The organism is Flavobacterium limnophilum (genome assembly GCF_027111315.2).
Taxonomy (GTDB): Bacteria; Bacteroidota; Bacteroidia; order Flavobacteriales; family Flavobacteriaceae; genus Flavobacterium; species Flavobacterium limnophilum.
Genome location: NZ_CP114289.2, coordinates 2,509,260 through 2,523,113 on the forward strand (window position 1 = coordinate 2,509,260; position 13,854 = coordinate 2,523,113).

A 13,854-nucleotide genomic window follows, 5' to 3' on the forward strand; every position below is an offset into this window, starting at 1 on the left:
AAACAAGAAAGTGAACGCCAAGATTAATTATATTCAAATGAAAAAAAGGCATAAATTAAGCCAACAAACTGAAAAACAACAAACAAATAAACTAATTTCAAAACCCTATCATCATCCCCTTTTTCAACCATTCGAAAGTCATAAATATTTAAAAATGAACCTAATACCGTATTTATTAGTGTGGTTCAGACACTTTTTTACTTACAACCGCAACACCCAGAATTACAAGAAATTAGCTTCTAAAAAAAGACTTTCGTAGATAAAATGACTATAAATAAGGGATTTTCTTTGAATTTTGTACAACCTTCACTATCTTTCGGATTCAAAAAAAAATAACCCCTTATACATTGAAAAGATGTTAGAAGAAAAGAATGATAACCTGCTTGAGGCAGATGGAAGTGCAACAACCAATTTGCCTGAAATGATTGAAACCGGAACAGAAGTTTTGGAAGAATTGGACGTAGTTGAAACAAACGATGAAACCATTACAGAACAAGTAGAAGAAGTTGCTCCTACAATTACTGATGGAGAACCATCAAACAACACCATTATCGACGCTATCGCTGATACCAATGCCGAGGAAAGTGAAGACGAAACACTCAAAGAGCGTCATGATATTCCAATGTTGGATTATGAAGCCATGCCTCTAGAATCACTAGTTGAGGAATTGAAAAATTTGGTGACCAACGAAAAAGTGATGTCGGTAAAAGATCACGTTGAAGAAATCAAAAAAACATTCTTGGCAAAATACTACCACCTTTTAGAAGAGAAAAAAGAGGAATTTCTGGCCGAGAACACCGATACAAATGAAGAATTTCAATACCATTCTCCATTAAAAACACAATTCGACCAATATTACACCTTGTACAAGGACAATAAAAATGCGCATTTCAAAAGTTTGCAAACCAACTTGAAAACCAACTTGGAAAACAGATTGGCGATTGTGGAAGAATTGAAAGAATTAATCAATCCGCAGGCCAACATCAAAGACACCTTGAAACATTTTAATGATTTAAGAGAAAGATGGAAAAATGCAGGCCCTATTCCAAAAGACAAATACAACCACGTTTGGAACAACTACCATTTTCACGTAGAAAATTTTTATGATTATTTACATCTTGACAGAGAAGCCCGAGACCTTGATTTTAAACACAATTTAGAGCAAAAACAAAAAATTGTTACCCGTGTTGAAGAACTAATCAACGAAGCCGACGTCAACAAAGCCTTTAGAGAATTACAGGATTTGCATAAAATCTGGAAAGAAGATATTGGACCCGTTTCCAGGGAACACCGTGATGAAATCTGGAACAAGTTCAGCGATTTGACAAAGCAGATGCACGACAAACGCGAAGTTTTGTTTGAAAACATGCGTGGAACCGAACTGGAAAATCTGGAAAAGAAAAAACAAATTATTGCCAAAATTGAAGTCTTGGCCACCGAAAAAGTAAATGCACATTCGCAATGGTTGGCTCAAATAGAAAAAGTAGAAGCTTTGAGAACTGCTTTTTTCTCGGCCGGAAAAGTGCCTTCTGAAGTAAACGAGGAAACTTGGGCAGCGTTTAAAACTGCGGTCAGAAACTTCAATTCTTTCAAAAATTCCTTTTACAAAGACATCAAGAAAGACCAAAACAACAACTTGAACAGAAAAACGGCTCTTGTTGCCAAAGCCAAAGAATTACAAGAAAGTAATGATTTTGCTGCAACTACACCTATCATGAAGCAAATTCAAGAAGAGTGGAAACAAATTGGTCACGTGCCTAGAAAATATTCGGATAAAATTTGGGCCGAGTTCAAGGAAGCCTGCAACCATTATTTCGATAAATTAAAAGAACAGAAAAACGAAGAAAACAGCGAAGAAATTGAAGCTTTCGACAAAAAGAAAGCCTATTTGGAAACACTTAGGGAATTTCAATTGACGGGTGACCACAAAACCGATCTGGATGCCATAAAAGCACATATCGAAACATGGAAAAGCTTTGGAAGGGTTCCTTTTCCGAGAAGACACATTGAAGGGAAATTCAATAAAGTTTTGGATGCCTTGTTCGAAAAATTGAGCTTGAGCAAAAAAGACAGCGAAATGATGCGTTTCTCCAACAGGATCGATAGTTTGTCTGAGAACAACGATTCCAGAAAACTGGAAAATGAAAAGATTTTCTTGATGAGAAAAATTGACGAAATCAAGAACGAAATTTTCCAATTGGAAAACAACATCCAGTTTTTTGCCAATACCAGAAATGCAAAAAAGGAAAATTCAATAGTGTTGGAAGTGCGTAAAAACATTGAAAAACACAGAGAAGAAATGGAAATTTTAAAAGATAAATTGAAACAAATCAGAAATTTGAATCAAGCCTAAAAATTAAAATATTCGACAATACCAAAACCTCTTTCCAAATTTGGATTGAGGTTTTTGTATTTAAAAAGAATACTGAAATTTAAAATTTTAACTTTCATTTATTAAAAAAAATAGAGCAAAGTTGACGGTAACCTTTAAATTTGCAAAATGAATTGGATTCGAAAAACCCTTGTTTTTATTGGACTATCGATAGTTTTTTTATTTGCTTTTAATGCAAATGAATCTACTGTTGACAAAATCCAGTCCGCAAAAACCGAATCTTCCTTTTCTGTTGACGGTATCCATTCTTCGGTTTTCATCCAGCCGCAAGCAAGCAGTTTTTTTGCTTCTCCTCAAAAAACACTAGATTTTTCAGTCGTAAAATATTTTGAAAATTATCTGGTTGTCATTCCAATTTTAAAAGTCGTTACCCTTTTTACCCCTTTTGCGAATCAAGACATCAACCGATGTGAAATGGTTTCGCTCCTACTCTTTCCTTTCCATTATTTTTGGTGATTTAAAGCATTTATTTTCCACAATTAGAAGAGTCGAATCTTCTTTTCCGGGCTAATATCAATTCGATATTCAGCTCCCCTTTATGTTATATTTCAAATTTAAAAAACAAAAATAAATGGACACATCCGTAACTATTATAGGCCTTTTCATAACCTTATTAATCGGGATTCCCATATTCTACGCTATGAGATCAAATTCAATTAATAATACAAAAATCAAAGAAATAAAAGATAAATTCAGCCAAAACAATCGCTTAAACTTTGAATTAACGGAAACCCAAAACAAAAAAGTCTTGGCTTTGGACGAAAAAAACAAAGGATTTCTTTTAATGGATTTTAATTCCAGGGAAGAAGAAATCGTGAATTTTATAGACCTAAATACCATTGATTCCTGCAAACTGTCGATTACAGCAGAAGGAAACTCCAATACCATCGTAAAAATCGAGTTTGAATTTCAAAACAAGAAAGATAAAAAAACAGAATCGATTCCATTTTACAAAATTGAAAATGATCAAATAGACCAGGTTTGCTTGTATGAAGACCATCAATTGGCAAAGAAATGGAGAGAAATTATCCAGGAGTGTATTTCTAACTAATCCGTATTTTTTTACATTGATTATTAATTCATCAGAAGAGGCATTAAAAGCCTCTTTTTTTGTAAGCAAAAGCGAAATTTTATATGATAATTATCATTTTAATTTTAACATTCTCAGTTTACTTTTGAATAATGAAAAACGTGTCTATTATGAATAATTCTATCCTTCAAAAATATAATGTTCCGGGCCCGAGATACACAAGTTATCCAACAGTTCCTTATTGGGACGAAGACAACTTTACCTATGAAAACTGGCTTGAGACCTTAAAGAGGTCTTTTGTGGAAAGTAATTCAAAAGAAGGATTGAGTCTTTATATACATCTTCCTTTTTGCGAAAGTATGTGTACATTTTGTGGTTGCAACAAGCGAATCACGAAAAATCACGATGTAGAAAACCCTTATATTGAAGCCGTTCTAAAAGAATGGGCTTTATACTGCGATATTCTTGACGAAAAACCCATTATAAAAGAAATTCATTTGGGTGGAGGAACACCTACTTTTTTCTCCACAAAAAATTTGGAAGACTTGATAAACGGAATTTTCTGTTACGCAGAAAAAGCCAAAGATCACGAATTCAGTTTTGAAGGCCATCCCAACAATACGACTCGCGCCCATTTGCAAAAACTATATGAATTAGGTTTTAGAAGAGTTAGTTTTGGTGTTCAGGATTACTCAGAAAAAGTACAAAAAGCCATTCATAGAAACCAACCTTTCCATAATGTGGCCAAAGTCACTTTTTGGGCCAAGGAAATCGGTTATACCTCCATTGGTCACGACCTTATTTTTGGATTGCCTTTTCAAGGAATTGACGATGTAATTGACACCATTGAAAAAACACATTCGTTACAACCAGACCGATTAGCATTCTACAGTTATGCCCATGTGCCATGGATAAAAGGAAATGGACAGCGCGGTTTTAATGATGAAGATATTCCAAAAGACGAAGAGAAGCGACAACTGTATGAAGTGGGGAAAGATTTATTGGACGAAAATGATTATTATGAGATAGGAATGGATCATTTTGCCTTAAAAAGCGACAGCTTGTATGGATCCTTCAAAAACGGAAAATTACACCGTAATTTTATGGGCTACAGTTCTTCAAAAACCCAACTAATGATTGGTTTGGGAGTTTCTTCCATAAGCGACAGTTGGTATAGTTTTGCGCAAAACGTAAAAAGTTTGGAAGAATATTATGCTCTTTTAGAAACGGATAAATTACCTATTCTCAGAGGACATCTTTTAACTACCGAAGACCTCATCATTAGAAAACACATTTTGAACATTATGTGTCAATTTGAAACTTCTTGGGAAGACAAAGCCAATTATGTAGAAGAAATTCCAGAAATAATAGCCCAACTGGAAGAAATGAAAAAGGACAGATTGGTCATTATCAAAACAAATGGAATTTTGGTCACTGATGCCGGCAAACCCTTTATTCGCAACATTTGCATGGCTTTTGATTTGCGCTTGAAAAGAAAAACACCCGAAACACAATTGTTTTCGATGACGATTTAAAGAGAGTTAATCAATGACAATTTGGTGTTGACTGCACGAATAAACTCATGTCAGAAGGAGACACATAAGGGATTCCCAAGCCCAAACCTCTTAAAATAAATGCTATTCCCATTGCCACGGCAACATAAGGAATAGCTTTTTGTATTTTATTTCGAACGGGAACTGTCAAAAAAGACTGGAGATAAACCACACTGCTCATCATTGGAACGGTGCCCAACCCAACCAACACCATATAAAAAACGCCCAGAACTTCGTTTTGCATCGCAATAGCGCCAAACAAGGCAACATAAACCATGCCGCAAGGCAGGAATCCATTGAGCAATCCGATAGTGAATAGTGATTTGTAGGTTTTGTTTTTGAATTGTTTTCCCAAAGTGGATTTCACTTTAGAAATCAAGACAAAAACAGGTTTCGAAAAATTGTATCGCGCAAAAACTTTCTCCGGAATCAAGATAACCGCAATCATTGCCACACCAATAAATATCGACATTTTTTGTTGCATTCCAGCAAGATACAACCCTCTTCCCAACAGCCCAAAAACCAACCCAATTGAGGCATAAGCCGTCAATCTTCCCAAATGATATGTTATGATTTGGGTAACTTTTTTGGCTTGATTGGTTCTATCCACAGGCAACATCATGGCAATAGGACCACACATTCCGATGCAGTGAAAACTACTGATTAAACCAAAGAGGAAAGCGGTGTAAAGCATTGTTTTAAGTTTTCGGTATCAGTTTACAATATTCAGTTTACTAAACCGACTACTGAACATTGAAACTTTTATTCAACATAAATGATTTCTTTTGTAAGGTATTGTTTCCCTTCGTATTGCCATTCCATATTAATGTTCCAGCGACCACCCAACAACTTTTTCTTTGGCACATTCAAAGAAGAACCAGAAAGAGGAACTTCAAAATCAAATTTCTTGTTGGAAGGCCTATAAAAAACCACTTTGCCTTTGATGTTTTCTGGAACAAATAGCTCTGGAAAAACAATTGTAATTCCGTCGGCAGTATTTGTTATTACCGGTTTTTGGGCCAAATCTTGGGCATTTTGAATCCTGGCCATTTCATCACCAAATTTCGCATCGTGCTTGTAATATTCTTCCACAACCAATTCGTTGTCGTATTTGGAATCCGATTGCACATGGATTACAAAATACAAAATAAAACTTATAAATATCGCAAAGGCAATTACAATCGCCGTTCCCCAATTAATTTTCATGCTGTTGTTTTTTATTTAAAGTTAATCGAAACTCCTTGGACTTAAAAAATTAGTCTGGCTAGTTTCAATTTTTTTATCTCCTTCATAAACGTCTATTTTCAGTTTTGTCTTGTCATTTTCCAATAGATACTGGTTGATTTCTATAAACAAAGTTCCACTTTTCATTCCCTGTTTAGGCACTTTTAAATCTTGTTCGCCTACCACATTTAGGTTTCCTTTTATTCCAACCAATTTGAAATGTATGTCATTGAAATCATTGTTGGTTTTGTTGATAATCTTGAACGTGTAAATATTACTTATATTATCCCCTTTGTGTTGGAACAATTGTCCTGGAAGTCGCAAAATAACCGCCTCAACATCTGTTCGCAAAAACAACAATCCAATTAAAATTCCAACCAAGATAAACAATACGGCTGAATAGCCTTTCATTCTTGCCGTGAACTTGAACTTGGCATTTTTCTCGATTTCATCTTCAGAGGCATATCGAATTAACCCTTTTGGCAAGCCGACACCTTCCATAATAGTATCACATTCATCGATACAAGCCGTACAATTCACGCATTCTAATTGAGTACCGTTACGAATGTCGATTCCCGTTGGACAAACATGTACACATTGTTTGCAATCTATGCAATCTCCTTTTCCCGATGCTGCCCGATCCTCTTGTTTGTTGAATTTGGCTCGACCAACTTCTTTTTCGCCGCGAACAAAATCATAGGCCACGTTGATGGATTTATCGTCCAATAACACGCCTTGCAATCTTCCGTAAGGGCATGCAATGATGCAAACTTGCTCTCTAAACCATGCAAAAATAAAATAGAAAACTCCTGTAAAAATAAATAGCGAAATTAAGGTGCTTACGTGATTTTCCGGGCCTTCCTCAATCATTTTGATTAAATCATCACTTCCAATGAGGTAAGCGAGAAAAATATTGGCAATAAAAAAGGAAATGACAAGAAACACAGACCATTTTATGGTTTTCTTTCTTATTTTTTCGGCGTTCCATTCTTGTTTTTCCAAACGAATTTGGGCACCGCGATCGCCTTCAATCCAGAATTCGATTCTACGAAAAACCATTTCCAAAAATATGGTTTGGGGGCAAATCCATCCACAAAATATTCGCCCGAATATGACCGTAAAAAGGATGACAAAAACAACGCCGACAATCATGAAAACAACAAACAAGTAAAAATCCTGAGGCCAAAATGGGAATCCAAAAATATTGAATCTTCTTTCCAAGACGTTGAACATCATGAACTGGTTGCCGTTAACCTTGATAAAAGGATTCACAATGAGGATAATCAACAAGAAATAGCTTACCCACTTTCGATACTCATAAAATTTTCCAGATGGTTTTTTGGGAAAAATAAATTTTCTGTTTCCTTCTTCATCTATGGTTCCGATGGTATCTCTAAACGTTTCGTCCAGTTTTTTTGACATTTTTTGGATATTTATTTAATCATAAAATCTTTGTCAAAGTTAAGCCCTTTGACAAAGATCATAAACATAAAAACTATTTATTAGTTGGTAAAACTATTGTTTTACCGCTGTAGTATCTGCCGTTACAGTAGCCGAAGCTTCCGTTTTAGGAGCATTTTCATCAACCCAAATTTCCCCTTCGGGTGCTTTAGGGTCTTTAGGATTACTTCCTTTTAATGACAACACATAACTGGCTACTTGCTGCATCTCTTTAGGTTTTAATGTTCCTTTCCAGGAAATCATTCCCTTTCCGTCACGACCACCATTTACTAAAGTGTGAAATACATTTTTAATTCCACCACCCAAAATCCACTTATCATCGGTCAAGTTTGGCCCAATTTGTCCACCGGCATCTGCTCTGTGACAAGCCACGCAATTAGTGGTAAAAATGGCTTTACCGGCCGCTAGTCCTTCAGTATCTGTGAGTAAAGTTACCGTTTTTTCATCCATCAAATCTGGAGCCGTTTTTTTGTATTCGGCAATATCTATTTGGGCTTGAGCCATTTCTTTTTTCAATTCCATTTCTTGATTGTCGGCACCCATTATTTCAAAACGAACTAGATAGATTACCGCAAAAAGGATACATGCATAGAAGGAATACACCCACCAAGGCGGTAAATTGTTGTCCAACTCCCTGATACCGTCATAATCGTGGTCTAATAATAATTCCCCTTCTTTTTCGATTGGCACTGATTTAGTGAGCTTTTTCATCAAATTCTTGTACCAGCTACTTTCACTAAAACTAACATTTGAAGTTTCAGCCAATTTTGCTTTTTGTTCCTCTGTAAGTAATTGATATGTAATGGTGTCAACTGCCTTAATGGTAATTTCAATTGCTATCAATAGAAAAAGAAACACGAATAAAAATAGGGAAACCATTGGAAACTTGATAAAAGCAGGTTTTTCTCCAGAGTCAATGAAATATTCCATAGCAGCAAAAACCGCAAAGAAAATAACAAGAACTCTTATATATGCCGGGATTAATTTTTTCATTTTATCTGTATTTTGAAAATTATTATTATTTTAATGATCCTTTATTTCAAAGGAAGCTCACTTAATTCTTTGATTTTTTCTTTTTTATATGAAAACACCCAGATGCCAAGTCCCACAAAAAAGGCAAAGAAAATCACTAATGAAAGTACTGGATACACCGCAACTCCTGCGATAGTTTCCATGTTGTGTTTGATTTGTTCGAACATGACTACTATTGTTTTACTTTAATATCAGTACCCAATCTTTGAATATAGGCAATTAACGCAACTATTTCCCTTTCGTTCATCGGAACAAATTTCTCTCCACGAGCTTCGGCTTTTTTCTTGCTGTTGTCGTAACTTTTCACAAAGTCAGGATCACTTTTCAAGCTTTCTTCAATTTTGATGGCTTGGGTTCTCAAATCCTTTTCGGCATTGGCTATTTGTGCCTCACCTGGCTCATCGTAAGGAACCCCAAGAGTTTTCATCACTTGCATTTTATCCTGAAGAGTAGAATTATCCATGGCTTTGTTGTCGAACAACCATTTGTAACCTGGCATAATAGAACCCGCAGATATACTTTGTGGATTCCAGAAGTGGTTGAAATGCCAATTGTCATTGTATTTTCCGCCTTCTCTCAACAAATCTGGACCAGTACGTTTTGATCCCCAAAGAAATGGGTGATCGTACACAAATTCTCCCGCTTTGGATTGCGGCCCATAACGCTCAACTTCGCTACGGAAAGGACGCACCATTTGAGAGTGACATCCCACACATCCTTCACGAATGTACAAATCACGACCTTGCAATTCTAATGGAGAATAGGGTTTTACGCTAGCTATTGTTGGAATATTGGATTTCACCATAATGGTTGGAACAATTTGAATTACTCCACCAATTAGAATGGCAATAACAGCAAAAATGGTCAATTGGATTGGTTTTCTTTCTAACCAAGCATGGTATTTTTCGCCTTGAATTCTGCCTGAACTAATTTTTTGCAATTCAGGCGCTTCGGCTAATTCATCTTCGATTGTTTCGCCTGCTTTCACGGTTTGGATAATATTGTAAACCAACACCAACATTCCTACAAGATACAAAGATCCGCCAATGGCTCTCATCCAATACATTGGCATAATTTGGGTTACCGTTTCAAGGAAGTTTCCATAGGTTAAAGTTCCGTCAGGATTGAATTGTTTCCACATCGAAGCTTGTGTAAACCCGGCAACATACATGGGAAGCGTGTAAAGTATAATTCCCAAAGTCCCAATCCAGAAGTGGAAATTGGCTAATTTAATAGAGTATAAAGTCGTTTTAGCCATTCTTGGTATCAACCAATAAATAATACCAAAGGCCATAAATCCGTTCCAAGCCAAAGCACCAACGTGAACGTGGGCAATAATCCAATCGGTAAAATGCGCAATGGCATTTACATTTTTAAGTGACAACATTGGCCCTTCAAATGTAGCCATACCATAACCTGTAATCGCCACAACGAAGAATTTCAAAACTGGATCAACACGTACTTTATCCCAAACTCCTCTCAAAGTCAACAATCCGTTTATCATACCTCCCCAAGACGGAGCAATCAACATAATGGAGAATACAACACCTAAATTTTGTGCCCAAGTTGGCAAAGCGGAATACAATAAATGGTGAGGTCCAGCCCAGATATACAAGAATATCAACGACCAAAAGTGAACAATGGATAATCTATAAGAATAAACGGGACGATTCGCCACTTTTGGAACAAAGTAATACATTAATCCCAAAAATGGAGTGGTCAAGAAGAACGCAACTGCATTGTGACCATACCACCATTGAACCAAAGCATCTTGAACTCCCGCATAAACAGAATAACTTTTCATTCCGCTTACCGGCAATGCCAAACTATTGAAAATATGCAAAACCGCAACAGTTACGAAAGTGGCTATGTAAAACCAAATCGCAACATATAAATGACGCTCTCTTCTTTTTAATATTGTACCAATCATATTAACTCCAAAAGCTACCCAAATCAAAGCAATGGCAATATCAATAGGCCATTCCAATTCTGCGTATTCTTTAGAAGTACTGTAACCCAACGGCAGTGAAATTGCAGCTGCAACAATAATTAATTGCCAACCCCAAAAGTTCAAGTTACTTAAAAAATCACTGAACATCCTGGCTTTCAACAATCGCTGTAGCGAATAATAAATTCCGGCAAACATGGCATTACCCACAAAGGCAAAAATTACTGCATTGGTGTGTAAAGGTCTCAATCTACCAAAACTCAACCACGAAATGCCGTCGGTCATATTTGGAAAAAGAAACATCGTGGCCAAAATAAGCCCTACCAACATTCCCACAACACCAAAAACGATGGTGGCGTAAATGAACTTCTTTACAATTTTGTTGTCATAATAAAACTGTTGCATTTCCATAAATAATTATTTGTTAATTGGTTTAAAAAGTTTAAGGTTTAATGGATTTTAGAGTACTATAAAGTCGTTGGGTTTTCGACTTTGGGCTTTTCAACTTTAGAATGAATCAATTCATCATCAAAAAGCATTCGTACTGATGGAGTGTAATCATCGTCATATTGCCCTTTTTTCACTGCCAATACAAAGGCAATAAAAAAGAAAATGGCTACTACGATACTGATAGAAATAAGTAAATATATGACACTCATACTGTAAGATTACGTGAACAAAAATACTTTATTGTCTTTTTTCAAAATATGACATTTATCATATTTTAATTATTCGTTAAAAATAACAAAAAAAAAGAATTTTCAGTCCTTTTTTACTTTAATCTTCTAGCATAAAAATTACTCATAATGGTTACAAAGCTGACAATTGTAACCGTGCTCAAAGGCATGATGATGGCCGCCACCAAGGGTTCAAGATTTCCTGTTATGGCAAATGACAGTCCCACAACATTATACAAGAGCGACAAAGCAAAACTCATTTTGATTGTCGTAATGGATTTTTGGGACAATTTCAAAAAATAATTCAGCTTTTTAAACTCTCCCGCATCCAAAATGGCATCGCAAGCGGGTGAAAAAACATTGACGTTTTCAGAAATGGAGATTCCAATATTGCTTTGTGCCAAAGCTCCAGCATCGTTCAATCCATCGCCAACCATCATCACGTTTTTGCCTTCTTGTTGGAGTTTTTTGATGAATTCCAGTTTTTGTTCCGGCTTTTGATTGAACACTAATTCGGTTTGTTTTGGCAAAATACTTTCCAATGTCTTGCGTTCTCCTTCATTGTCGCCAGACAAAACCTTGATCTGGTAATTGTGGCTCAATTGTTCGAAAAGTTCGGCCAAACCTTCCCTGTATTGATTATTGAAAATGTATTTTCCATAATACACTTCATTAATCTTGATATGAACCGAAGTTTGTTGAATGCTGTTTTCTTCCAACTTTCCAACGAAAGTCGCGGAACCTATTTGCACTTGATTGCCTTCGATTTCTGCCTGAATTCCTTTTCCAGTAATTTCTTCAAAATCATTGATTTTGTATCGTTTACTTTCCGGCAAAAAGTCATACAACATCCTGCTCAATGGATGATTGGAAGCTCGAAGCACATTTTTGATTAGTATCAAATCCTCTTCCGAAAACTCTTTGCCTTCATAGGAAATGTTCGATTTTTTGTTGGTTGTAATGGTCCCGGTTTTATCGAAAACGATGGTATCTACTTTCGCCAATTGTTCGATAACCAAGGCGTTTTTGAGGTAGAATTTCTTTTTACCCAAAATTCGCAAGATATTACCCATCGTAAACGGTGCCGTCAATGCCAAGGCGCAAGGACAAGCCACAATCAATACCGCCGTGAAAACATTGAATGCAATATTGGCATCAATAAAAATCCAATAGCCAAATCCTGCAAAGGCAATTAGCAATAATATTGGAGTAAAATAACGACTAATTGTATCGGTAATGGATTTGTGTTTTTGCTCGACTTCTTTCTGGAAAACGTCGTTGCTCCACAATTGTGTCAAATAGCTTTGGGAAACCGAATGCAAAACCTCCATCTCGATGACTTTTCCCATTTGTTTTCCACCGGCAAATATTTTATCACCCGATTTTTTGGTGATTGGAATGGCTTCTCCGGTAACAAAACTATAATCAATTTCGGCTTTCTCGGACATTAAAATCCCGTCTACGGGAATCAATTCTTGGTTTCTAATCAACAATCGGTCTCCTTTTTGAATATCATAAACCGGAACGCTTTCTTCTGAAGAATCGGCATTGATTTTGGTAATGGCTATTGGAAAATAAGACTTGAAATCTCTTTCGAAACTCAAGAAACTATAGGTTTTGATTTGGAACATTTTGCCCAAAAGCATAAAGAAAATCAATCCCGTCAAGCTATCGAAAAAACCAGAACCATAATCCATTACTATATCAAAGGTACTTCGGATAAAAAATATAATAATTCCCAAAGCGATCGGAATATCAATGTTCAACATTCCCGATTTGATGCTTTTGTAAGCCGAAACATAATATCCGCTGGCAGAATACAAAAAAGAAGGCAATGACAAGGCGAATATTAGCCAACGGAAAAATGGTCGGTAATTATCGAGCCAATATTCCTTGACCTCAAAATATTCGGGAAAGGAAAGCAACATGATATTGCCAAAACAGAAGAAAGCCAAGCCTAATTTATAAGTCAAGCTTCTGTCAACATTGTTCTTTCCGGTTTCGTAATTTTCCAAACTGATGTAGGGTTCGTAACCTATGGAACTCAATAAATGAACAATGGTTTTAAGGGAAACGATTTCGGGATTATAGGTAATTCGGACTTTCTTTTCGGGAAAATTAACCTGTGAAGTGCTGATTCCTTTTTGGAGACGTTGCAAGTTTTCGAGAATCCAAATACAGGAACTGCAGTGAATATGGGGAATATTAAGGGAAACGATAGCCGTTTTGTCTTCTTGAAATTCCAACAATTTGGCAACAATTCCTTCGTTGTCCAAGAAATCATATTTGCCTTTGATATCAAGTGGCGTTGCTCCAGGTGATTTTTCGAAATCATAATAGCAAGTCATGTCATTGAGGCTAAAAATTTCGTAAACAGTCTTGCAACCATTGCAACAAAATTTTTTTTCGTCAAAAACAATCTCTTCTTCCTTTATAATATCCAATCCGCAATGGAAACAGTTTTGCCCTTCCATAATTTTTTTTAATTTTACAAGCCACAAATGTACTAAGAGAGCAAATCAAAAGGATGATAATTA

At 36.0% G+C, this 13,854-nt stretch carries 12 protein-coding genes; 4 read left to right on the forward strand and 8 right to left on the reverse strand.

Translation table 11 applies throughout. The features are described from left to right. Positions 1 to 355 precede the first annotated feature (355 nt). From OZP13_RS10295 to hemN, 4 genes are all read left to right on the forward strand, one after another. On the forward strand, positions 356 to 2,353 hold the full coding sequence (locus OZP13_RS10295; protein ID WP_281297077.1) for a DUF349 domain-containing protein: 1,998 nt from the start codon (positions 356 to 358) through the stop codon (positions 2,351 to 2,353). A 147-nt stretch (positions 2,354 to 2,500) separates the two neighbouring features. After that, complete coding sequence (locus tag OZP13_RS10300; RefSeq protein ID WP_269240077.1) at positions 2,501 to 2,848, forward strand: hypothetical protein; 348 nt, start codon at positions 2,501 to 2,503, stop codon at positions 2,846 to 2,848. A 115-nt stretch (positions 2,849 to 2,963) separates the two neighbouring features. Next, positions 2,964 to 3,443: a hypothetical protein gene (locus OZP13_RS10305; RefSeq protein WP_269240078.1), complete on the forward strand. Its 480-nt coding sequence runs from the start codon at positions 2,964 to 2,966 to the stop codon at positions 3,441 to 3,443. Between the two features lie 149 nt (positions 3,444 to 3,592). Beyond that, entirely contained in the window at positions 3,593 to 4,957 is a 1,365-nt protein-coding gene (hemN, locus tag OZP13_RS10310; protein ID WP_281297078.1) for an oxygen-independent coproporphyrinogen III oxidase, read from the forward strand. Positions 4,958 to 4,967: 10 nt separating this feature from the next. On the opposite strand, the gene OZP13_RS10315 is transcribed toward hemN, so the two are convergent. The 8 genes from OZP13_RS10315 to OZP13_RS10350 form a co-directional block, all read right to left on the reverse strand. Next, positions 4,968 to 5,669 (reverse strand): sulfite exporter TauE/SafE family protein, encoded by a 702-nt coding sequence (locus OZP13_RS10315; protein ID WP_281297079.1) that lies wholly within the window; start codon positions 5,667 to 5,669, stop codon positions 4,968 to 4,970. Between the two features lie 68 nt (positions 5,670 to 5,737). Then, on the reverse strand, positions 5,738 to 6,181 hold the full coding sequence (locus tag OZP13_RS10320) for a FixH family protein (RefSeq protein WP_281297080.1): 444 nt from the start codon (positions 6,179 to 6,181) through the stop codon (positions 5,738 to 5,740). Between the two features lie 21 nt (positions 6,182 to 6,202). Beyond that, the gene (gene ccoG / locus OZP13_RS10325) at positions 6,203 to 7,621 is read right to left on the reverse strand and encodes a cytochrome c oxidase accessory protein CcoG (protein ID WP_281297081.1); all 1,419 of its coding nucleotides are present in this window, start codon (positions 7,619 to 7,621) and stop codon (positions 6,203 to 6,205) included. 93 nt (positions 7,622 to 7,714) lie between these two features. Then, positions 7,715 to 8,653 carry a cbb3-type cytochrome c oxidase N-terminal domain-containing protein gene (locus OZP13_RS10330; protein ID WP_281297082.1) on the reverse strand — a complete coding sequence of 313 codons (939 nt, stop codon included), beginning with the start codon at positions 8,651 to 8,653 and terminating at the stop codon, positions 7,715 to 7,717. Between the two features lie 41 nt (positions 8,654 to 8,694). Continuing rightward, on the reverse strand, positions 8,695 to 8,859 hold the full coding sequence (locus tag OZP13_RS10335; protein ID WP_281297083.1) for a CcoQ/FixQ family Cbb3-type cytochrome c oxidase assembly chaperone: 165 nt from the start codon (positions 8,857 to 8,859) through the stop codon (positions 8,695 to 8,697). A 5-nt stretch (positions 8,860 to 8,864) separates the two neighbouring features. Next, complete coding sequence (gene ccoN, locus OZP13_RS10340; RefSeq protein ID WP_281297084.1) at positions 8,865 to 11,051, reverse strand: cytochrome-c oxidase, cbb3-type subunit I; 2,187 nt, start codon at positions 11,049 to 11,051, stop codon at positions 8,865 to 8,867. A gap of 56 nt (positions 11,052 to 11,107) precedes the next feature. Beyond that, a complete protein-coding gene (gene ccoS / locus OZP13_RS10345) occupies positions 11,108 to 11,299 on the reverse strand; it encodes a cbb3-type cytochrome oxidase assembly protein CcoS (protein ID WP_269240080.1) in 192 nt (63 codons plus the stop codon). Between the two features lie 113 nt (positions 11,300 to 11,412). Further along, positions 11,413 to 13,791 carry a heavy metal translocating P-type ATPase gene (locus OZP13_RS10350; RefSeq protein WP_281297085.1) on the reverse strand — a complete coding sequence of 793 codons (2,379 nt, stop codon included), beginning with the start codon at positions 13,789 to 13,791 and terminating at the stop codon, positions 11,413 to 11,415. Positions 13,792 to 13,854 lie beyond the last annotated feature (63 nt).

Bases quoted from the DNA above. Each gene is read 5' to 3' on its own strand.
- OZP13_RS10320 (WP_281297080.1), bottom strand. From the start codon at position 6,181: ATGAAAATTAATTGGGGAACGGCGATTGTAATTGCCTTTGCGATATTT.
- ccoS (WP_269240080.1), bottom strand. From the start codon at position 11,299: ATGAGTGTCATATATTTACTTATTTCTATCAGTATCGTAGTAGCCATT.
- OZP13_RS10330 (WP_281297082.1), bottom strand. From the start codon at position 8,653: ATGAAAAAATTAATCCCGGCATATATAAGAGTTCTTGTTATTTTCTTT.
- ccoG (WP_281297081.1), bottom strand. From the start codon at position 7,621: ATGTCAAAAAAACTGGACGAAACGTTTAGAGATACCATCGGAACCATA.
- OZP13_RS10295 (WP_281297077.1), top strand. From the start codon at position 356: ATGTTAGAAGAAAAGAATGATAACCTGCTTGAGGCAGATGGAAGTGCA.
- OZP13_RS10300 (WP_269240077.1), top strand. From the start codon at position 2,501: ATGAATTGGATTCGAAAAACCCTTGTTTTTATTGGACTATCGATAGTT.
- OZP13_RS10335 (WP_281297083.1), bottom strand. From the start codon at position 8,859: ATGTTCGAACAAATCAAACACAACATGGAAACTATCGCAGGAGTTGCG.
- OZP13_RS10305 (WP_269240078.1), top strand. From the start codon at position 2,964: ATGGACACATCCGTAACTATTATAGGCCTTTTCATAACCTTATTAATC.
- OZP13_RS10350 (WP_281297085.1), bottom strand. From the start codon at position 13,791: ATGGAAGGGCAAAACTGTTTCCATTGCGGATTGGATATTATAAAGGAA.
- ccoN (WP_281297084.1), bottom strand. From the start codon at position 11,051: ATGGAAATGCAACAGTTTTATTATGACAACAAAATTGTAAAGAAGTTC.
- hemN (WP_281297078.1), top strand. From the start codon at position 3,593: ATGAATAATTCTATCCTTCAAAAATATAATGTTCCGGGCCCGAGATAC.
- OZP13_RS10315 (WP_281297079.1), bottom strand. From the start codon at position 5,669: ATGCTTTACACCGCTTTCCTCTTTGGTTTAATCAGTAGTTTTCACTGC.